This is a genomic window from Paenibacillus sp. 2TAB23, assembly GCF_052115165.1.
In the GTDB taxonomy this organism is placed as follows: domain Bacteria; phylum Bacillota; class Bacilli; order Paenibacillales; family Paenibacillaceae; genus Pristimantibacillus.
Map to the genome: position 1 here is coordinate 365,999 of NZ_JBFRGD010000002.1, position 20,077 is coordinate 386,075.

18 protein-coding genes are annotated in these 20,077 nt (G+C 47.9%); 16 read left to right on the forward strand and 2 right to left on the reverse strand.

Annotated elements, in window-relative coordinates:
• Positions 1-54 precede the first annotated feature (54 nt).
• Positions 55-1,506 (reverse strand): SulP family inorganic anion transporter, encoded by a 1,452-nt coding sequence (locus AB4Z29_RS04440; protein WP_441941881.1) that lies wholly within the window; start codon positions 1,504-1,506, stop codon positions 55-57.
• A gap of 271 nt (positions 1,507-1,777) precedes the next feature.
• Complete coding sequence (locus tag AB4Z29_RS04445) at positions 1,778-2,395, reverse strand: DedA family protein (protein WP_441941882.1); 618 nt, start codon at positions 2,393-2,395, stop codon at positions 1,778-1,780.
• Positions 2,396-2,950: 555 nt separating this feature from the next.
• Here AB4Z29_RS04445 and AB4Z29_RS04450 point away from each other — a divergent pair.
• The 16 genes from AB4Z29_RS04450 to uraH all read left to right on the forward strand — a co-directional run bounded on the left by AB4Z29_RS04450 (position 2,951) and on the right by uraH (position 20,037).
• The gene (locus AB4Z29_RS04450; RefSeq protein ID WP_441941883.1) at positions 2,951-4,357 is read left to right on the forward strand and encodes an MDR family MFS transporter; all 1,407 of its coding nucleotides are present in this window, start codon (positions 2,951-2,953) and stop codon (positions 4,355-4,357) included.
• A gap of 17 nt (positions 4,358-4,374) precedes the next feature.
• Positions 4,375-5,343 (forward strand): serine hydrolase domain-containing protein, encoded by a 969-nt coding sequence (locus tag AB4Z29_RS04455; RefSeq protein WP_441941884.1) that lies wholly within the window; start codon positions 4,375-4,377, stop codon positions 5,341-5,343.
• Between the two features lie 396 nt (positions 5,344-5,739).
• Positions 5,740-7,065, forward strand: a complete 1,326-nt coding sequence (locus AB4Z29_RS04460; protein WP_441941885.1) for a 5'-deoxyadenosine deaminase — start codon at positions 5,740-5,742, stop codon at positions 7,063-7,065.
• A 65-nt stretch (positions 7,066-7,130) separates the two neighbouring features.
• The gene (locus tag AB4Z29_RS04465; protein WP_441941886.1) at positions 7,131-8,171 is read left to right on the forward strand and encodes an XdhC family protein; all 1,041 of its coding nucleotides are present in this window, start codon (positions 7,131-7,133) and stop codon (positions 8,169-8,171) included.
• Positions 8,146-8,763 (forward strand): nucleotidyltransferase family protein, encoded by a 618-nt coding sequence (locus tag AB4Z29_RS04470; protein ID WP_441941887.1) that lies wholly within the window; start codon positions 8,146-8,148, stop codon positions 8,761-8,763. Before AB4Z29_RS04465 ends, AB4Z29_RS04470 begins: the two co-directional genes overlap by 26 nt.
• A 300-nt stretch (positions 8,764-9,063) precedes the next feature.
• Entirely contained in the window at positions 9,064-10,221 is a 1,158-nt protein-coding gene (locus AB4Z29_RS04475) for a BMP family ABC transporter substrate-binding protein (protein ID WP_441941888.1), read from the forward strand.
• Between the two features lie 114 nt (positions 10,222-10,335).
• Positions 10,336-11,871 (forward strand): ABC transporter ATP-binding protein, encoded by a 1,536-nt coding sequence (locus AB4Z29_RS04480; protein WP_441941889.1) that lies wholly within the window; start codon positions 10,336-10,338, stop codon positions 11,869-11,871.
• Positions 11,868-12,998 (forward strand): ABC transporter permease, encoded by a 1,131-nt coding sequence (locus tag AB4Z29_RS04485; protein ID WP_441941890.1) that lies wholly within the window; start codon positions 11,868-11,870, stop codon positions 12,996-12,998. Before AB4Z29_RS04480 ends, AB4Z29_RS04485 begins: the two co-directional genes overlap by 4 nt.
• 17 nt (positions 12,999-13,015) lie before the next feature.
• On the forward strand, positions 13,016-13,945 hold the full coding sequence (locus AB4Z29_RS04490; RefSeq protein WP_441941891.1) for an ABC transporter permease: 930 nt from the start codon (positions 13,016-13,018) through the stop codon (positions 13,943-13,945).
• Between the two features lie 20 nt (positions 13,946-13,965).
• Positions 13,966-14,892, forward strand: a complete 927-nt coding sequence (locus tag AB4Z29_RS04495; protein ID WP_441941892.1) for an FAD binding domain-containing protein — start codon at positions 13,966-13,968, stop codon at positions 14,890-14,892.
• Positions 14,893-14,916: 24 nt separating this feature from the next.
• Positions 14,917-17,214 (forward strand): xanthine dehydrogenase subunit D, encoded by a 2,298-nt coding sequence (gene pucD, locus AB4Z29_RS04500; protein ID WP_441941893.1) that lies wholly within the window; start codon positions 14,917-14,919, stop codon positions 17,212-17,214.
• Positions 17,201-17,701 (forward strand): (2Fe-2S)-binding protein, encoded by a 501-nt coding sequence (locus AB4Z29_RS04505; protein ID WP_441941894.1) that lies wholly within the window; start codon positions 17,201-17,203, stop codon positions 17,699-17,701. Before pucD ends, AB4Z29_RS04505 begins: the two co-directional genes overlap by 14 nt.
• Positions 17,698-18,183 carry a nucleoside deaminase gene (locus AB4Z29_RS04510; protein WP_441941895.1) on the forward strand — a complete coding sequence of 162 codons (486 nt, stop codon included), beginning with the start codon at positions 17,698-17,700 and terminating at the stop codon, positions 18,181-18,183. Before AB4Z29_RS04505 ends, AB4Z29_RS04510 begins: the two co-directional genes overlap by 4 nt.
• A complete protein-coding gene (gene uraD, locus AB4Z29_RS04515) occupies positions 18,180-18,680 on the forward strand; it encodes a 2-oxo-4-hydroxy-4-carboxy-5-ureidoimidazoline decarboxylase (RefSeq protein WP_441941896.1) in 501 nt (166 codons plus the stop codon). The genes AB4Z29_RS04510 and uraD overlap by 4 nt, the downstream gene beginning before the upstream one ends.
• Positions 18,681-18,697: 17 nt before the next feature.
• Positions 18,698-19,657, forward strand: coding sequence for a factor-independent urate hydroxylase (gene pucL / locus AB4Z29_RS04520; protein ID WP_441941897.1), 960 nt, complete (start codon positions 18,698-18,700; stop codon positions 19,655-19,657).
• Entirely contained in the window at positions 19,654-20,037 is a 384-nt protein-coding gene (uraH, locus tag AB4Z29_RS04525) for a hydroxyisourate hydrolase (RefSeq protein ID WP_441941898.1), read from the forward strand. Before pucL ends, uraH begins: the two co-directional genes overlap by 4 nt.
• The last annotated feature ends 40 nt before the right edge of the window (positions 20,038-20,077 follow it).

The following is a 20,077-nucleotide window of genomic DNA, read 5'->3' on the forward strand; positions in this document are numbered from 1 at the left end:
CTAAAAAGCTCATGCGGGCACATTTTACAATGTGCTTGCATGAGCTTTTTTGTATCAATGGCCGCTTGAAGAGGTCAATCCGAGCTTGCGAATAATGAGCTTGCTCTCTTCATTCAGACCGACGAATGCAACTTCTTTGTTTAAAAGTTCATATTTGTTTTTCACTTTGACGATTGCGGTTACGGCAGATTGGTCCCACACATGTGATTGGCTAAAATCCAAGATGATGTGCGAAGGATCATTCTGATAATCGAAGAGGGAGACAAAACGACTCGTCGTACCGAAAAACAGCTGTCCAGTAATGTTGTAAGTACGTCTTCCGGATGAATCAGATAATTTCGAAATTCGTATTTTAGCCATCTTCCCAACGAACACGAATGCGCTTAGCACGACTCCTGCAAAAACACCTTTGGAGAGATCATGGGTAATTAATACGATGATGACCGTCACGATCATGATGACAGCATCTGTCCTCGGCACCTTATGGATTTGAATGACGGACTTCCAATCAAAGGTACTTATTGAAACCATAATCATGACACCTACCAGCGCTGCCATCGGAATTTTGTTAACCATATCGCTAAGCACCATGATGAGAAAAAATAAAAATGCACCTGCAACGAAAGTGGATAACCTTGTTCTTCCGCCTGATTTGGTATTAATGACAGATTGTCCGATTAAAGCGCAGCCCGCCATGCCTCCGAAGAAGCCTGTTGCAATGTTCGCTAAGCCTTGCCCACGAGTTTCTTTGTTTTTATTGCTGGTTGTGTCAGTCATTTCGTCGAGTACGGACGCAGTGAGCAGCGTTTCCAATAGCCCAACGATCGCTAAGGAGAAGGAATAAGGCAATATGATCCAAAGCGTATCAAGTGAGAACAACACATCGGGGATATGGAACATAGGCAGTGTGTTTTCAACTAAGCCGCGATCACCTACGGTTTTGAGATCGGCACCAATCGCTACGGCGATTAGTGAGACGATGATAATCGCAGCTAATGGCGAAGGAATCGCCTTGGTGAATTTGGGCAGGACATAGATGATAACTAGCGTTAAGGCTACTAGCCCATACATGATCCAGGTTGCACCAACAAAATGGACTAGCTGTGTGGTGAAAATAAGTATGCCGAGTGCATTAACAAAGCCGAGCATAACGGATTGAGGCACGAACTGGATGAGCTGTCCCAGCTTGAGCACGCCCATGAGGTATTGCAATATACCCGCCAAAATCGTTGCAGCGAATAAATATTCAATGCCATGATCCTTTACAAGAGAAACCATGAGAAGTGCCATAGCTCCCGTTGCTGCCGAGATCATGCCCGGTCTGCCGCCAACAATAGAGATGATTACGGCGATACAGAATGAAGCATACAATCCTACCATCGGTCCCACACCAACCATTAACGAGAAAGATATTGATTCAGGGATAAGGGCTAAAGCGACGGTAATTCCTGCGAGAACGTCACCGCGGACATTAGAAAACCAAGCGTTTTTTAGTCGAGTAAGCAAAGCAAATAAACCTCCTATTTTTGTAAGCTCGAAAATCTGCAGAACGGCAGATTTTCTCATGATTGACTTTTCACTCTCAGAAAAGTCGGGGCCGATGCACACTGAGCGTAATTATACAACAAATGCAGAAATGAAATGTAAATTTAGACCGTCTGTTAAGCGCTTACATCATAGGATATCGATGAAATCCACGCAATTACTCCATTTTCGATCATTAGATGAATGCAAAAAAACCATCGCATACGACTGATGGTTTTCCTCGACTCCGATCTTACATCGGACGCTCAACTTGATTTTTATGTTGTTTGCCCTTTACATACTTATAAACGATAAAACCGAGCAGGATGGCAGCAAGTCCGTAAATGACCCAAATCCCGTACTTATATATATGATCCGATAGATTTTGAACCTGGTCGCCAACGAAAGATCCAATGATAAAATAAGCAAGCGTCCAAATAAAGGCAGAGGGATATGCGAACAAAGCAAAACGCTTGTAAGGCATTCGGTTCATTCCCATCACATAAGGAGTAACATGCCTTAAGAACGGGAGACAAAGACTTAGACTAATCGCATAACCACCGTAACGCTCGCTTAGCTGCTCTGACTTCGTTACAAATTTTCCAATATTTTTTTTGCTGCTGAACCAGTTCGATAATTTGCTTCCAGCAAATCTTCCGATGCTGTATCCGAATGTCATGGCTGAGCATATGCCTAGACATGTCATGATGAAAGCAGGTACTGGCAGCAATACGCCTGATTCCGATAAAGCACCGCCTGTCATGACAACGGCTTCGTTCGGTATAGGCAATCCGATGAGTCCGAGACATAAAACAAGAAACAAAGCGAAATATCCGACTTCTTCAATAATATTCAACAATATGTCATACATTTAGCAACATCCTAACCTTCCAAAAATTAGAATTTATATAGAATCACTCCAAATAGGTTATCATATCTGCACCCTGTTTGGATACCATTCATACGCCTATCAAACCGAAAGGATTCAAATTTAACCTTTTCGTAACTAATTGCATTTATAGAGAAGCTACAATAAAGGAAAGGTTTTATATGTATGAAGGGGCGGCTATTCTCATGTTTGATTTCCAACAAAAGGTTGAGGCATTACGGCGATACGAATCGCTTTGTTATACATTATGCCTTACATTGCTCATAGAAGAACAAGCAGCGTGCAAAGCTGCCGAAAAAACATTGTGCAAGCTGTTTGAAGATCAAGATTTTTGGCATAAGCCGGAAACCGAACGATCCAGCTATTTACTGCGAATATGCACTAGGGAATGCATGCAGTGGAAGGGTCAAGTATTGTCGAAATCATCGTAGTCATAATAAAAACGTTGATATTTCAAGCTTGCAGCGATCATAATAGAAAAGATCCTTTTTTGCCATGGATTGTAATTCTAGATTATTATCTCTGAAAGGATGAACCATGAACGCTTCGCAGACTCGCAAAAAAGTAACCGTTGCCTTATTCGTAGCTACCTTTCTCGCAGCAATCGAAGGTACGATTGTAAGTACGGCCATGCCCAGCATTACGGGGGAGTTGCAAGGAATCCGGCAATATAGCTGGATTATCTCCATTTATCTGCTCGCAACCGTAATAACGACGCCAGTGTACGGCAAGCTATCCGATTTGTACGGACGCAAGAAAATGTTTGTGATCGGCGCCTTGATTTTTCTTGCAGGCTCCATGCTCTCCGGAGTAGCGCAAACGATGAATCAGCTGATCTGGTTCAGGGCTCTGCAGGGCTTGGGAGCAGGTGCGCTTACCACGATTCCTTATACCATTATCGCGGACATGTATTCCTTCGAACAGCGAGCCAAGGTACAGGGCTGGATGTCGAGCATATGGGGCATTGCCGGAATCTCCGGTCCGTTGTTCGGCGGATTATTGGTCGATTACATATCTTGGAGAGCTATTTTCTATATGAACCTCCCATTTGGCATAGTGGCGATTTATTTGTTGGCGAGCTCATTGAAGGAAACGCTGGAGAAGCGAAAAAGACATATTGATTATCCTGGCATTATAACCTTTACTATCGCAATGTTCAGCCTTTTATATGCGATGACTCTTATCCGTAATGAGGATGGAAGCGGTTCTGGCAGCGCATGGCTTATCGGAGCGCTATTTGTTTTCTCCGTCTTATTTTTCGTCATTTTTGCCCGTATAGAAATGAAGTCTCCTGAACCGATAATTCCTTTCCAGCTTTTTCGGAATCGAATGATAAGTATGGCGAATTTGGACAGCTTTTTGCTATGTGTCATTAACGTTGTCGTTATTTTTTATTTGCCCTTATGGATACAGGGGGTTTATGGGAAGCCTGCCACGTATTCCGGACTTGCGATGATTCCGCTTTCGGTTGCATGGCCGCTTGGCTCCATTCTGGCAGGAAATTGGATTTCTAAAAAAGGCCTGCGCTTCATCGCTGTCGCCGGATCATGCTTCCTGCTTGCGAGCAGCATCGGTTTTTCTTTCATGAATGCGTCTACCTCGATTGCCTTATTTATTGTCTATACATTTCTGGCTGGATTGTCGTTTGGTCTGTCGCTTACCTCTCTAACCGTAGCCGTATCTTCTTCAGTTGGCTGGGAGCTGCGCGGTTCTGCTGTGGCAAGCAACAATTTCATCCGAACGTTAGGCCAAACCATCGGCATTACCGTATTTGGCTTGCTGCTCCATACAGGTAGCGCTGAACAGATCGAAGCCTCCGTGCTTGCCGGAAGCTTGCATACGATTTTTGTTTGGGTAGCGGCATTGTCTGTGTTCGTTGTGCTTGTTTCTCTGAGTATGCCGGCGCTTAAGCAGGCTGAACAGCAGCAAAGAAATGCTTCATAGGAAAGGTCGATTAGGACATGCATGCGAATGAACTGAAATTAGATCACCATTTTCTTGCCGAGAGAAAAATCAAATCGGTCATTGTGCTGCAAGGGACGAAGAGCATATTGGAATGGCATGCGAGCGGCAAGGACACGATTGGACCGCTTTATTCCTGTACAAAGAGTGTCCTGTCCCTGCTGATCGGAATGGCCATTGATCAAGGATTGCTGAAAAACGTGGATCAGCCGATTACCGACTTTTTAGATCATCCCGCTGAAATCAAAGAAGCTCTCAGCCGCATAACGATTAAGCATCTCCTTACGATGACGCCGGGCTTTGAATGGCCTGATTTCGATAAGCCTTACAAAGCCTTTAGAGCTTCGGAAGACCCTATACAGTACGTGTTTAAGCAGCCGTTAATTTCTGATCCAGGCACGGCGTTTGCCTATAACTCCGGAGGTTCTCATTTGTTATCCGCTATTCTCACGAAAGCGGCAGGAATGTCGGCACTCTCGTTTGCCAAGAAGCATTTATTCGAGCCGCTCGGCTTTCAAGGTGCCCGTTGGATGGAACGTGGGGGAGTGAATGAAGGAGGCACAGGTCTTTTCTTGTATGGCAGAGACTTAGCCAACATAGGCAGTTTGCTTGTTCAGAAGGGATGCTATGGTGGAAAATCATTTGTTTCTTCAGGTTGGATTGCTGAATCCACAGAGCTTCATCATCGCGGATTACTGCATTATGAGCCCCCGATTTATGGCGGCTACGGTTACCACTGGTGGCATTCGCCCGTGGAACATAATTCGCAGTGCGATTGTTATTTCGCTTTCGGTCATGGCGGTCAATATTTGCTTATAGCACCTGAGTATGAGCTTGTCATCGTTGTTCGTAAGCAGATCGCAAAGCGAAATGAAGCGGAGTGGTCAAGAAAACTCATTTTTGAACAGATTATTCCTGAATTCTCTGGAAAAAATATAAACCGTGAACGTTCGGAGCATTTGAACTAGAAGCAATGGAGCTTGAACTAGAAATACTGTGGACATTACATGGATTTGAGGGAAAGGAAACCAATCAAGCAGAATCATTATGCTTGGTTGGTTTTTTTTATTCGCTTTCATGTTAATTTAATGTCAGGTGCAATCCGATACAACTTATTCAGCATATAAATAATGAAAGAGAAGTCTTGCTTAACCTACAATTCTGATTTATCATGTTATATAAACTTACACAAAAGAAGCGAGAGGGCAATTTTATCCCCATGTGGATGTAAGCACATTTTTAAATAATATTATCAGAAAATTCAGACAATAAAATTTGACATTTGAAACGAGGAATAAGCCTGCAATACCATAGGCCTGAATAAGCTAATGAGTAGCAGCTATAGCGCTTTAGGGGGATTGAACATGACAACCATACTTATTCAGAACGCCGTCATTATGAGCATGAATGAACAAAACGATATTTTTACAGGTGATGTATTAATAGTTGGTAATCGGATAACGGAGATCGGCGTTGGACTGGATGGCAATCAAGCGGATCGTATCATAAATGCGGAAGGTAAAGTATTGCTCCCGGGATTTGTGCAAACGCATATTCATTTATGCCAAACGCTTTTTCGAGGGAGAGCTGACGATTTATCGCTAATCGATTGGCTAAAAGAAAAAATATGGCCGCTTGAGGCAGCGCATAGCGAAGATTCTGTCTATTACTCCGCGATGCTTGGTATCGGAGAGTTAATACGCAGCGGAACGACGACCATCCTCGATATGGAAACCGTTCATTATACCGAATCGGCATTTCAAGCTATTAAGGAAAGCGGAATACGAGCGATATCGGGCAAGGTCATGATGGATCACGGGACGGAGGTTCCGCTTGCCCTGCAAGAGAAGACGGAGAAATCACTGCAAGACAGTATCGATCTTCTGGAGAAATGGCATGGTGCGGAAAATGGCAGAATTCAATATGCCTTTTGCCCTCGCTTCGTCGTATCCTGCACGGAGGAGCTGCTCATTGGCGTGCGGGACCTCTCCGCGGCTTACGGCGTAATGGTTCATACCCATGCATCGGAGAATGTCGGCGAAATCGCGATGGTTGAAGCAGAAAGAGGAATGCGAAACGTCGTATATTTGGACCACATCGGTCTGGCAAAGCCTAATTTAATCTTGGCACACAGCATATGGCTGGATGACGAAGAAAAAACAATCATCCGTGACCGGGGAGTGAAGGTTACCCATTGTCCAGGATCGAATATGAAGCTGGCATCCGGAGTTGCCGAAATTCCATTGCTGCTGGAGCAAGGAATTGATGTAGGGATTGGTGCCGATGGAGCACCGTGCAACAACAATCTAGATATGTTTCAGGAAATGCGGTTAACGGCTTACATGCAAAAGGTAAAGCATGGGCCAACCGTCATGAATGCGAAAACAGTGCTTCGGATGGCGACGATGGGCGGTGCCAAGGTGCTTGGTTTGGACAAAAGCATCGGGAGTATTGAAGTAGGGAAGCTTGCAGATTTGCAGCTTCTGGATTTGGAGGATTTTCACGTATATCCATCTTTTGACGCGGATTGGTATTCGAGAGTCGTATACGCCGCAACAAGGGGGGACGTGGATACCGTATTGATCGATGGACGTATCGTGATGGAAAATAAGCTTGTAAGGTCGGTAGACAAAAAGATCGTATTGAAGGAAGCGGATCAAGCGCTCCGCAGGCTGATTCAACGTTTGTAAGCTTCAGAACGCATCCTTTGCTGAGTTGTGAGAAGAACAGATTTGCTCCATAAGGGGGAAGGGTTATGGATATGCACGAAATATTGGAAGCTCTGCATCTGCAAGAAGAGAGTCAGTGCGTGCTGGCTACGATCCTCTGTGTGGAGGGTCATTCTTATCGGAAGGCAGGTGCTTCAATGCTGTTCAAACCAAATGGTGAGCAAATCGGAGCGGTTAGCCCTGGCTGTTTGGAGCATGATTTGCAGGAAATCGCGGATGTAGTACGTGCTTCGGGCCAGTTTTCCCTTATTAGCTACAATATGAATGCTGACGAGGACGCCATTTGGGGTGATGCTGTAGGCTGCGGCGGCGAGATTCGATTGCTGCTCGAGCCAGTTCATGGGCAGCTGCTGAAGCTGTTGCTGGCAGCAAGAGCAAAAATGGAAGCAGGCATACCGGTAAGGCTGATGCGAAGCTGGGATGACGCAGGAATCGATTACGTGCTGTATGATCTTTCGCATGACGAGGCAGATACCATTTACTGGGAGGAGGTAGACGAGCGCAATCATTTGTTTGTTGACATAACGCCTAGACAAAGGCTCGTCATATTCGGAGTGGGTAAGGATGCGGAAGCGATTTACGCTCTAGTCAAGCAAATCGGGTTCCAGGTCATTATAGCCGATTGGAGACCGGCGTTATGCACGCAGGAACGCTTTCCTGAAGCGGCATTTATTACAGGATCGCCTGAGGCAATCGCGGAGCAGCTGCAATTCCGATCAAGTGATTATTTGATCGTTTGCAGCCATAATTTGCAGCGGGATAAAGAGATGATTCGCGTAGCGCTTCCTCTGCAGCTTGTTTATATCGGTATTCTAGGCTCAAAAAAGAGAATTCGAATGTTATTTGAAACATTTTTAATACCATCGAATGTGAGAGCTCCAATTGGCCTTGCATTAGGGGCAGATGGACCTTATGAAATTGCAGTGAGTATAGCTGCGGAGCTTATCGCCATACGTGCAGGTCGCAAGGAGAGACTGCGAAAGGAGCGGAGGCAGAATGAATATTACAGCCCTCTATTTGGCAGCAGGACGGAGCAGGCGAATGGGCATCAGAAAACAAACGCTTGAGCTCGCGAAGAACAAACCGCTCGCAAGCTTGGGACTGCGTGCCCTTTTAACCAGTCCAATTGACGGTATCACTGTAGTTGTGGGCCCAGACGATCAAGGCGAGTGGATAATAGCAGAGCATAGGCTCGCTAAGGCTGCTGGCATAGCGTCGACTAAAACAGTGACAGTGGTGACATGCGCGGAAGCAGAACGCGGCATGTCATTCTCCATACGCGCCGGTCTTCAGAATATGATGGATCAAATCCATTCGCTTGATGGCGTACTCGTTGCATTAGCAGATCAGCCCTTCGTTACACCCGATATGTTCGAAGAGCTCGTCCATTATTGGGCAGCGCAGCCTGGTTTGGATTTTGTCGCGACAGCCAGCCAAGATTTTTCACAGAAATCAATCATTTTAACCCCTCCTGCTTTATTATCTAAGACGATGTTCCCTGCATTGCTAGCTTTAGACGGCGATACCGGAGCGCGTCAATTGTTCCATTCCCCTACGTTCATTGGATTTGGTTTAGTTGCTGCTGATGAGCAAGCGTTGTTTGACGTGGATACGCCTGCTGATTTTGATAGGGCTAAAAAGCGATTTTTGGGCATGTAATAGGGTGCTAGAATGATTTCGTGTGAATATATATAACATAATTGACAGTTCGTTTGTGCACTTAGCACAAAATTCGCATTGAACGCATATTTTCGAAATATTAATGTTATATATGTTGACATATATATTACATGATCATATATTGGGATTACGTTATCGGTTGAAATCAAGACGAGTGAAGCAGCTTAAGGCTGCAAGCGAAGGCTTGTATGGGCGGATATCGCAATGAAAGAAGGGAGCGTCTCTGCAAGACTTGTATGCTGACAGTTCTTACAAAACAGAGAGTCGGGGTGGAATGGGATGAAGTATCGTAAAAAAGCATTTGCCGCAAGTGGAGCCTTTTTATTAGCTCTCGTATTCGTAATTAGCGGCTGTTCCAGTAGTAAAACGAACAATGTAAGCGACGATTCTTCAAACACGCCAGCTGAGACTGCTGCCGGAAATGCAGCCACGGAGGCGCCGGCAAAGCTGCCGCGTGTTGCATTTGTTTACATCGGGCCGCCAGGCGATGGAGGATGGACCTTCGAGCACGACAAGGGCAGACTGTTCATGGAAGAAAAGCTGGGCATAAAGGCGGATACGGTAGAAAATGTGCCTGAGAGCGCCGATGCTGAACGTATCATTACGGAGCTAGCCCAGAATCACGACGTCATTTTCACGACTAGCTTTGGGTACATGGATTACACCCTCAACGTCGCCAAGAAATTTCCTGACGTGAAATTCCTTCATACGGCAGGTTACAAAACGAACGATAACATGGGTACCTTCTTCGGTAAAAATTACGATGCCAGTTACTTAAGCGGAATTGCAGCCGGCAAAATGACTAAGAAAAACGTCATCGGTTATGTAGGAGCGTTCCCGATACCGGAAGTGATTTATAACATAAATGCATTTATGCTAGGTGTCCAAAGTGTAAATCCAGAAGCAAAGGTTAGCGTAGTATGGACGAATACTTGGTATGATCCGACGACGGAAAGGCAGGCTGCAGTGAGTCTGCTGGACAAAGGGGCAGACGTGCTGCTCGCCTATCAGGATTCGCCAGCAACGCTTCAAGCTGCTGCTGAGCGCGGCGCAATGGCCGGAGGCAATGATTCGGATATGACAAGATTCGCTCCGGAATCATACTTAACGAATCCGATTTGGAACTGGGGTCCTTATTATACGAAGACCGTTCAGTCGGTTATAGACGGGACTTGGAAAAGTGAGCAGTATTCTGGTTCATTAGCCGATGGCATGGTAGATATCGCACCACTCGGCCCAAGCGTGCCGGAAGAAGTGAAGACGCTCGTTAACGATACGAAAACAAAGCTAATAAACGGTGAAATCAGCGTGTTTACTGGACCGATCAAGGATGCAGCTGGAGCAGTAAAAGTGGAAGCAGGAAAAACCTTAACGCTGGAAGAGATTCTAGTCATGGACTGGTTCGTTAGCGGAGTGGATGGAACAATACCCAAATAATCGCTGTTTGGTCATAGGATGAAATCGACAAATCCCTGAATGAAAGGGATTTGTTGATTTATCCGAAGCTTTTTGGTTAATGCCATGATGGATGTTTGGGAGTGGAGGGATGGCATGCATGACAAATATTCGGTAGAGATGCGTCAAATCGTTAAACAATTCGGTTCTGTCATGGCCAATGATCTCGTTGATTTCCGGGCAAAGGCTGGACAGATCCATGCGCTGCTTGGCGAGAATGGCGCAGGGAAAAGCACGATGATGTGCATGCTGTCCGGCGTGTACAGACCAACAAGCGGCGATATTCTTTTACATGGTGAAATGACAAAGATGAAATCGCCAAAGGATGCAATGAGGCATGGAGTCGGAATGGTTTTTCAAAATTTCAGGCTCGTTCAGACGCTTACAGCAGCGGAGAATATCGTGCTTGGCGAAAAATCATCGTTCTGGCGAGGCGGCAGATGGCTGAAAAATAAACAGGAAGAAATCGAAGCTATTGCTCAGCAATTTGGATTAGCCTTTCCTGTGAATCGGCCGATCTGGCAGCTGTCCGTTGGGGAGCAGCAGCGCGTGGAGATTGTAAAGACGCTTTATCGCGGAGCAAGTCTCATCATTCTAGACGAACCAACCTCCGTTCTCACTCCAGGCGAAGCTGAACAGTTATTTACGACGCTGCAGCATATGAAGTCTGAAGGGAAAACCGTAATCTTGACCACGCACAAGCTCAAGGAGGTGATGGCCGCCTCGGATCATATCTCGGTCATGCGCAAAGGAAAGCTTATCCACAGCATGGAAAAATCAGCTACGAATGAGCGAGAGCTTGCAAAGCTGATGGTCGGAAAAGAGCTTGGAGAAAGCATGCCGCTTCTTCCAAGGACATCAGGCAAACGATTGCTCGATGTGCGAGAGGTTGACGTCTATGCAGAGCAGGGAAGGAAATCGCTTGACCAACTCTCTCTTCATGTCAATGAAGGTGAGATCGTTGGGGTAGCGGGGGTGGCTGGCAACGGACAAAAGGAGCTTGCCGAAATGCTTACGGGGCTGAGGACGTGGAAGAATGGAGCTATTTGTTTTAACGGAAAACCTTTATCAAACGGCTCGGTTCGGTCGGCGATCAAGGCAGGAATTGCTCATGTCCCTGAAAATCGAATGAGAAGCGGTCTTGCCGGCACTTTGGGTATTGTTGATAATTTGCTGTTCAAATCTTATCGCAATGCGGAGCGCTCGCGATTCGGCATTCTGAGAATAAGCAAAAACCGAGCTTGGTCAGCAAGCTTGGTGCAGCAATTCGACGTCAAGACGCCGAATCTAGATACGCCGGTTCAGCAATTATCCGGGGGAAATCAGCAGAAGCTTCTATTTGCCAGAGAGATTCATCAGCAGCCTCTGTTAATGGTGGCCGTCCACCCGACGCAGGGCCTCGATGTCGGCGCAACGGAAGGCGTTCATCAGCTGCTAAGTGAAATGCGGGATAACGGCAAGAGCGTATTGCTCATTTCGGAGGATCTCGATGAAGTGATCAAGCTATCCGATCGAATTCTTGTCATCTTTAACGGGCAAATGGTAGGCGAGGTTGCGAGACAAGAAGCTGATCGAGAGAAAATAGGGATGTATATGGCAGGTCTCCAGAACGCGGAGGAGGCAGCCGGATGAATGAAAGCAAGCCATCGCTTCATACGGAGGGAACGGTATCAGCCCAATCCGCGCTTATAAAGGACAAATGGAAATGGCGTTCCTACCGTATCGAAATAGACAGCTCCAAAAAAGAGAACTCATGGTGGCTTCCGTTCATTTCCGTATTGCTCGCCTTGTTGGTTTGCGGAATATTCATCGGGGCAAACGGTATGAATCCCTTCCCGGTATACAAGAAGATGTTTATGGGCGCTTTCGGTACGTCCTATGGATTGACTGAAACACTCGTGAAAACCATTCCGCTGCTGCTTTGCGGGCTAGGCGTGGCAATCGCTTATCGCATATCGGTATGGAATATCGGTGCGGAAGGGCAGTTCGCTGCAGGCGCAATGGCTGCAACTGCGGTTACGATTTATTTGCCGAATATGCCGATTCTGCTCGTTATTCCTACAATGATTGTGTTCAGTATCGCAGCTGGCGGCATATGGGGCCTCCTGACAGCTATCCCAAAAACCTATTTTCAAGTAAATGAGCTGGTCACCTCGTTAATGCTGAACTACGTTGCGCTTCTGGCCATGGATTATTTCGTGTTTGGTCCTTGGAAGGATCCAGACGGCATGAATTTCCCGGGTACCAAAGTGTTCACGGCTGCGCAGTCGCTTCCCGTGTTCCACGATACGCGGCTGCATCTCGGGCTGCTGTTCGGCGTCATTGCGATTGCGGTATACGGTTTTTTCATGAAATACACGCGTTCGGGTTATGAGCTACGCCTAATTGGAGCGAATCCCGAAGCAGCTAGGAATGCCGGCATTCGTATCAGCAGGCATATCCTTCTGGTCATGCTGATTAGCGGCGGATTGGCGGGACTTGCAGGTATGGCAGAGGTCTCCGGAGTGACTCACCGGCTCATGTATGGCATTTCGCCAGGATACGGCTATACGGCTATTATCGTTGCGTGGCTTGCAAAATTACATCCTGTTGGACTAGTCGTTTCGTCTTTTTTATTTGGAGGGCTTATCGTAGGCGGGTTCAGCGTACAGACGATCGGTTTGCCATCCTCTATCTCTGAAATGCTTCAAGGAGCTATTTTGTTTTTCCTCATTGCAGGTGGCACGTTGAGCAAATTTCGGATTCGTAAAACGGGATGAAAAGGAGCCTCTGAGCGATGGAAATCGTCTATCAAATGCTGCTTGCAGCTATTTCCTCTGGTACGCCGTTGTTGTTCGCTACGCTTGGCGGCATTCTTATTGAACGGTCCGGCATCATCCAGCTTGGCGCTGAAGGCTTGATGCTCATGGGTGCCGTGACAGCATGCCTTGCTTTTATTCATACGGGGAGCTTAACGGTTACATTACTGGCCGTATGCGGAATAAGCATAGTATTAGGCATGATTCACGCCTTTCTGAGCGTATCGCTTCGGGCTAACCAAATCGTATGCGGCTTGGCGATGACCTTATTCGGGGCAGGTCTTAGCGCTTATCTCGGGAAGCCCGTAAGCGGACTGCCCGTTCCGAGAGCCATACCGAAGCTGGATATGCCATGGCTTGAAGCGGTTCCTTTCATTGGCCGAATATTTGCCCATCTTGATTATTTGACTTGGTTTAGCTTTGGGCTTGTCATTGCACTGCATGTGTTTATCCACAAAACGTCATGGGGTCTGCATCTGAGGGCGATGGGCGACAATCCGGCTACAGCAGATGTAATGGGCATTCCGGTGCATGCACTGAGGTACGGTTATATTATCGCCGGCTCCATTTTAATCGGGATTGCAGGCGCGGATTTATTGCTCGTGTACTCGCCAACCTGGACCGAAGGCATGACAACGGGAAGAGGCTGGATTGCAGTTGCTCTGATCATCTTCGCGAGATGGAATCCGATTCGCGCACTACTTTGTGCATATTTTTTCGGAGCCTTAGACATGCTTGGATTCCGAATCCAGCTGATCGGAAGCGAGATACCGTCCTATTTCTTAAAAATGATTCCGTATATCGTCACGATTCTGGTACTGATGTTACTTGGATGGCGGAATCGCAACAAGCCTTCGGGATCGCCTGAAGCGCTTGGCGTGCCTTATATACGGGAGCAGAGGTTCTAAAAAAGGCAAGGAGGAGAACGATGGGAATGAATGTACAGGGGACCAAGTCGTCTCCTCAAGTATGGTATCCGCAAACGGCAGCAGAGGCTTGGCGTTTGAAAAAAAGCTATGGGACGGAGAGCGTATATATATCCGGAGGTACTTTGCTGCGGACGCAATGGGAATCTGGCGTTGCTGCGATGCCGAAGCATTTGATTGATCTGAGCGCAATCCGAGGTTTGGGTGAAATAAGAATCGGTGAAGCGGGCCTTGTAATAGGAGGTCAAGTCAGCCTGGAGGCATGCCGCACTCATCCAATCATTCAGCGCCATTTCCCAATGTTTACTGAAGCCTTGCGGTTAACAGCGGCACCTTCTATCCGGCGGTTGGGAACGATTGGAGGCAATATCGCCTCCAATATCGGAGATTCACTGCCTGCTTTGCTTGGTTACAATGCCCATGTGGTTTGGTATAACGGCATGGAGGATCTTCAAATCACCTTGTCGGAGTGGCTCAAAATCGCCGGCATGCTTCATACGGAGCGGCTTCTTCTCCAGATTCAACTGCCTTTCCAAGTGGATAAAACACTTGATGGTCATGAGGTCGAACACTTGCTTGCGGTTAATTCGAAAACAAAGCGTTTTAGCGCTTACCATAAAGTCGGGCGTCGCGAAGCTTTTACGCCTTCGGTTGTAACTGTTTCCGTATCCGGTTCCTTGTCGGAGAAAATGGAAGTAAACGAAATCCGAATAGCGCTCGGAGGCGGTCAGATGATAGCGCAAAGACTCGAAGAGCTCGAACAGGAGCTGCTGGGAGAGGTAGTCGATGCTCAACTTTTGCGCCATGTATACAATCGCATTATGCAGCTATATAAACCACGCGAGGATTTATTCGCCTCTGCTTCTTATCGCAAAACGACGGCTGCCCATTTAATTACAGCTGAATTGTGGAAAGCGGCGCATCAATAGTTAGGACGAGAGGAGGGACCGTATATGCTCTTAAACCGTGAAAACAGCGGGGCGCGTTGGCGAATTCGGCCAGATGGAGCGGGAAAGGTGACAGGCGGCTTAGTATACCTCACGGATATGTCAGCGCAGCCGATGCTTTACGGGCTTGTACTTCGCAGTGAGCATCCGCATGCTCGCGTCATTTCGATCCAAACGGAGCGAGCAAAGCAGCATAAAGGCGTTCATGCGGTGCTCACGCACCAGAACATTCCCGGGCTGAATGCCTTCGGGATTGCCCATCCGGATCAGCCTGTTCTATGCGCGGATACGGTGCGTTATGTCGGTGACGCGCTTGTTGCGGTGGCGGCCGAGTCGATGGCGCTTGCACAGGAGGCGCTTGAGCTCGTGGAAATTGAATATGAGGTTCTTGATATTCTGGACGATCCCGAGGAAGCGCTGTTGGCGGATGCGCCGCAGCTTCACAAAGGCGGCAATGCCATGCATCGCACTGCTTTCGCGAGAGGCGATGTCGATGAGGCGTTTAAGCAATGCGCTTTTGTTGTTGAAGAGACCTATTATACGCCACGCCAAATGCACACCTACATGGAAACAGAAGGAGGCTTATTCGTTCCTGGCGAGGATGGACGCCTGACCGTATATTCGCCCACGCAGCATGGCTTCATGGACCGCATGCAGCTTGCTCGGATTCTCGCGGTACCGCTGGAACAAATACGGATTGTTTCGAGTCCGATAGGCGGTTCCTTCGGCGGCAAGGATGAGTTGAACGTCCAGCCATATGGCGCATTGCTAGCCATCTATACTGGCAGGGCCATTAAGATGCACAATTCCCGGCAAGAATCGGTTCGGGCTGGATTAAAGCGGCACCCCATGAGAATTGCAATGAAAACGGGAATAGATGCAGCGGGCAGATTGCTCGCGCACCAAGTTGATATTCTATCGGATACGGGTCCTTATTCTACACTAGGGGCCGAGGTGCTTAATTTCGCGACCGAGCATGTGATTGGGCCTTATAAATATGAGCATCTRGATGTGAAAGGGATATCGGTTTTTACGAATAACGGAATGTCGGGCGAATTTCGCGGCTTTGGCGGCAATCAAGCGATATTTGCACTTGAAGGGCAGATGGACCGTCTGGCTGAACGGCTCGGTATGTCGCCTTGGGAATTCCGAAAGCTGAACATGCGGCAAAAAGAAGATTTGGGACCTTTCGATCAGCCAATTGCGATGACCGAAGGCGCTGAGCGGGTGTGGTCAGCTGTGGAGAAGAGCCAGCTATGGCAGGAAAAGACTCATTTGGAGTTGAACGCGATTGAAGGCAGCTTAGATCCATGGCTTAAACTGGGCATTGGTGCCGCCTTTACGATGCATGGAGCAGGACTCGGAGTAGGCATTCCAGATCCTGCGGGCGGCCGGCTGAAGCTAGCAGCGGATGGGAAGATCGAAGCGGTGTTCGGCTATGAGGAATTCGGCCAAGGGCTGCTTGCCTCACTCGAACAAATGCTTATCGAGCAATTCGGCTTCGGTGCAGTGGATATCAGAATGATTATCGGAGATACGGATATCGTGCCCGATAGCGGTTCGACGACGGCCTCGCGTGCAACCGCCATGATGTGGAAAACACTGCAACGGTTGAAAAAGCCTTTTACGGATCAGCTATTAAAGGAAGCGGGATCGATAATGGAGTGTCCGGCAGAGGAACTAAAGCTAAGAGAAGGCGGAATATGCAAGCTGACGAATGATCTAGTGCTGTTATCTTACGCAGACCTCGCCTGTAAGGCGATACGTCCAATAAGCAGCGAAACCTCCTTTTCATTTCCTACCTCGCCTACGGAACGGGTTGGAGCTCATTTCATGTATACCTATTCGGCTGTAGTGGTGAAGGTAGAGCTAAATACGTTAACAGGCAGGGTCAAGGTGCTTCAGCAGTACCATGCGGTTGCGGCGGGGCCAGTCATTAATCCGCAAGGCTACCTGGGCCAAATCGAGGGAGGCAGCAGCATGGCGCTCGGCTTTACGCTGCTGGAGGATGCTGTCATGGACAAAGGACATTATATCACGCGCAATTTGGATACGTATCTTGTTCCGACAATTGCAGATCAACTAGGTCTGGTAGAGGTTGAGCCGATCGAGCATCTGCCGGAGCGGGATGATTACGGTCCTAGGGGCATTGGTGAAGTGGGATCGGTAACGCTAGCTCCTGCCATTGCGGCTGCCGTTAGGCAAGCGAGCGGCAAATGGGTAACAAAGCTGCCGATCGAGCCTGGATTTTTGCAGGAAACGCCATTTTTTCTAACGGGGGTGAGCGGCAATGACCGACCATAGCAGGCAAGCGGAGTCGCCGTTTGCGCTCCAATGCGTCATTAACGGGGAAGCACAAACGATAGAAACGACCGCTTCCGCCAGATTGCTAACCCTGATCAGAGATGAACTCGAATTAACCGGAACAAAGCGGTCCTGCGATATCGGGCGCTGTGGTGCCTGCATGGTATTAATAGAGGGCAAAGCCGTTAATTCCTGCTTGACGATGGCTTATCAGTGCGCCGGCAAAAGCATTACGACAATTGAAGGCATTAGCAATGGCGGATTTGATCCTATCCAGCAGGCGTTTCTGGAAGAAGGCGGGTTCCAATGCGGGTATTGCACGCCTGGGATGATCATTTCGGTCAAAGGTTTGTTAGATTGCATCCCTAGTCCCTCGGACGATGAAATAGCAGAAGCGTTATCCGGAAACATATGCCGGTGCACGGGATACGGCGGCATTCGGCGAGCGGTTTCAAGAGCCATTGAAGGGAGGATGAAGACCAAATGACAAGAAATCGTTCACACATCGAGTATCTATTAGAGAGCATTGCGGTCTCCAAACTGGCAAGGGAAGCAGGAAATACCCCTTTTGGTGCTATTCTTGTAGACGCAGCTGGCGAAATTGTACTATCTCAGGGGAATGTGGAAAGGACCGAATCAAATTGTACGGGACATGCGGAACGAACGTTAATGGAGCAGGCGTCCAAACGGTATAGTCGGGAAGAGCTTTGGCATTTTACCCTTTACACGTCGGCTGAGCCTTGCGCGATGTGTGCTGGTGCTATTTACTGGGGCAATGTGGGCACAGTCGTATATGGCATATCTGAAAAGCGGCTTGCCGAACTTACGGGAGATGACGATCAAAACCCGACGCTGGATTTGCCCTGCCGCATCGTATTTGCACAGGGAAGGAAGCCGATTCAGGTGATCGGTCCCATTCAAGAGGTTGAGGAAGCAGCGGTTGCCGTACACGAGGGGTACTGGACATGAGCATAACGATCGAGGAGCTTAATGCCTGCAGCCGTGAGCAGTTCATCGAGAAATTGGGCGCTGTATTCGAGCATTCGCCGTGGATTGCAGCTTCAGCTTTCGGTGCAAAGCCTTTCGCATCAATAGAAGCGCTGCATGCCGCAATGATAAATGTCGTACGTGAATCAAGAATGGAGACGATCATCGATTTGTTCCGGGCACATCCCGATCTTGGAACGAGGCTGGCGGTTGCGGAATACTCGGCCAAAGAACAGCAGGGTGCTGGACTTAACCTGCTCTCGCCTGATGAATACGAGCAGTTCTCCGGTTTAAACCAAATCTATGTGAAAACCTTTGGTTTTCCGTTCATTCTGGCTGTGAAAGGCAAGAACAAGGAACAGATTCTAGCGGCGATGGAATCGCGGATTTGGCATACAAGCAGCGAAGAAATGGAGCAGGCATTGCTTGAAATAGAAAAGATATCCGGATTTCGATTAAGAGATCTCATCATCGAGTAGAGAAAGGACGGATAACTATGCTGAAATTACGCAGCGGACGCACCCTTTATTATGGAAAAGGAGATGTGCTAAGCTACCGGACATATGCCGCGCCGCTCACTGTACGTCCTATTGAAGCCTCGCCGTATAAAGGTGACAGCAATATTATATTTGCTCACAACATTACGTTCTCGGTCAGCAGCGAGGTGCTGCTCTCCTCCTTTACGGAGGGCGATAACACGCAGGTCGTTGCCACGGACTCGATGAAAAATTTTATTTTGCGACAAACGGCTCAATATGGGGGAAGCACTACGGAAGGGCTGCTCGCCTTTATCAGCGAACGGTTCATGGAGCGCTATCCGCATATCGATGCGATAGAAATTCAAGCAGACCGTCTTCCGTTCAGCGCGGTGACCGTAGCTGATGATAGCGGCTGGAGTGATAGCCAGCTTGTTTTTCGCCGATCTCATAACGAGCATGCCAGCGCGTCGCAGAAATGGAAACGCGAAGGAGGGGCCGGCATTCTTGCCGAGCATGAAAGCGCGTTGTCGCAAATCCAGCTGATTAAAGTAAGCGGAAGCTCCTTTTATGGGTTTGTCCGTGACGAATATACAACGTTACCAGAGAGCTTTGACCGTCCGTTGTTTATTTTTCTCGATATTTTTTGGACATATATAGATGCGGGGGATGCATGCGATAGTACGCATGGAAATTATGTTCCTTCCGAACAAATCCATGATCTTGCTCATACGCAGTTCCATGCCGAGCAATCTCCTTCGATTCAACATCTAATCTATCGGATCGGCATGAGCATACTCGCTCATTTTCCTCAGCTTGCAGAGGTTCGGTTCGAGTCCAACAATCGGACATGGGAGACGATTGTTGAGCCCGAGCAATCAGCTGGCGCTGGTGTATACACCGAGCCGCGCCCTCCTTATGGCTTCCAAGGATTCACCTTGTCGCGAGCCGATCTGGAGGATGGAGGGGATGAGGCGTGAGCGGTCGAATTACGACGCATGTTCTAGATCTGGCAGGCGGGAGACCTGTCATTGGTATGACGATGGAGCTATGGTACTTGGGCAAGGAAGCAGAAAGCATGGAAGCAAGAGAAGTGCCTCAATTAAAAGGAGGCTACCAGACGAATACAGATGGCAGAGTGGATACTCCTTTGCTTGAAGGAGACGCTATTCTGCCAGGCGTATATGAGCTTATATTCGCGGCAGGTCATTACTTTAGACAAATGGAGCATTTGTCTGCCATTAAGGATAGTTTATTTGATTTTATTCCGATTCGATTCCGTATCAAGGATGCTGCTGGCCATTACCATGTGCCGTTATTGGTTGCTCCAGGCGGATACAGCACATACCGGGGGAGTTAACTGCAGCCCTTGATGTATACGATCGATTGCGGATGTGTAT

Coding starts and splice junctions, on each gene's coding strand:
- AB4Z29_RS04495 (WP_441941892.1), top strand. CDS start 13,966: ATGGGAATGAATGTACAGGGGACCAAGTCGTCTCCTCAAGTATGGTAT.
- pucL (WP_441941897.1), top strand. CDS start 18,698: ATGCTGAAATTACGCAGCGGACGCACCCTTTATTATGGAAAAGGAGAT.
- AB4Z29_RS04510 (WP_441941895.1), top strand. CDS start 17,698: ATGACAAGAAATCGTTCACACATCGAGTATCTATTAGAGAGCATTGCG.
- AB4Z29_RS04465 (WP_441941886.1), top strand. CDS start 7,131: ATGGATATGCACGAAATATTGGAAGCTCTGCATCTGCAAGAAGAGAGT.
- AB4Z29_RS04445 (WP_441941882.1), bottom strand. CDS start 2,395: ATGTATGACATATTGTTGAATATTATTGAAGAAGTCGGATATTTCGCT.
- uraD (WP_441941896.1), top strand. CDS start 18,180: ATGAGCATAACGATCGAGGAGCTTAATGCCTGCAGCCGTGAGCAGTTC.
- AB4Z29_RS04485 (WP_441941890.1), top strand. CDS start 11,868: ATGAATGAAAGCAAGCCATCGCTTCATACGGAGGGAACGGTATCAGCC.
- AB4Z29_RS04450 (WP_441941883.1), top strand. CDS start 2,951: ATGAACGCTTCGCAGACTCGCAAAAAAGTAACCGTTGCCTTATTCGTA.
- AB4Z29_RS04505 (WP_441941894.1), top strand. CDS start 17,201: ATGACCGACCATAGCAGGCAAGCGGAGTCGCCGTTTGCGCTCCAATGC.
- AB4Z29_RS04490 (WP_441941891.1), top strand. CDS start 13,016: ATGGAAATCGTCTATCAAATGCTGCTTGCAGCTATTTCCTCTGGTACG.
- AB4Z29_RS04475 (WP_441941888.1), top strand. CDS start 9,064: ATGAAGTATCGTAAAAAAGCATTTGCCGCAAGTGGAGCCTTTTTATTA.
- AB4Z29_RS04455 (WP_441941884.1), top strand. CDS start 4,375: ATGCATGCGAATGAACTGAAATTAGATCACCATTTTCTTGCCGAGAGA.
- AB4Z29_RS04460 (WP_441941885.1), top strand. CDS start 5,740: ATGACAACCATACTTATTCAGAACGCCGTCATTATGAGCATGAATGAA.
- AB4Z29_RS04470 (WP_441941887.1), top strand. CDS start 8,146: ATGGGCATCAGAAAACAAACGCTTGAGCTCGCGAAGAACAAACCGCTC.
- AB4Z29_RS04480 (WP_441941889.1), top strand. CDS start 10,336: ATGCATGACAAATATTCGGTAGAGATGCGTCAAATCGTTAAACAATTC.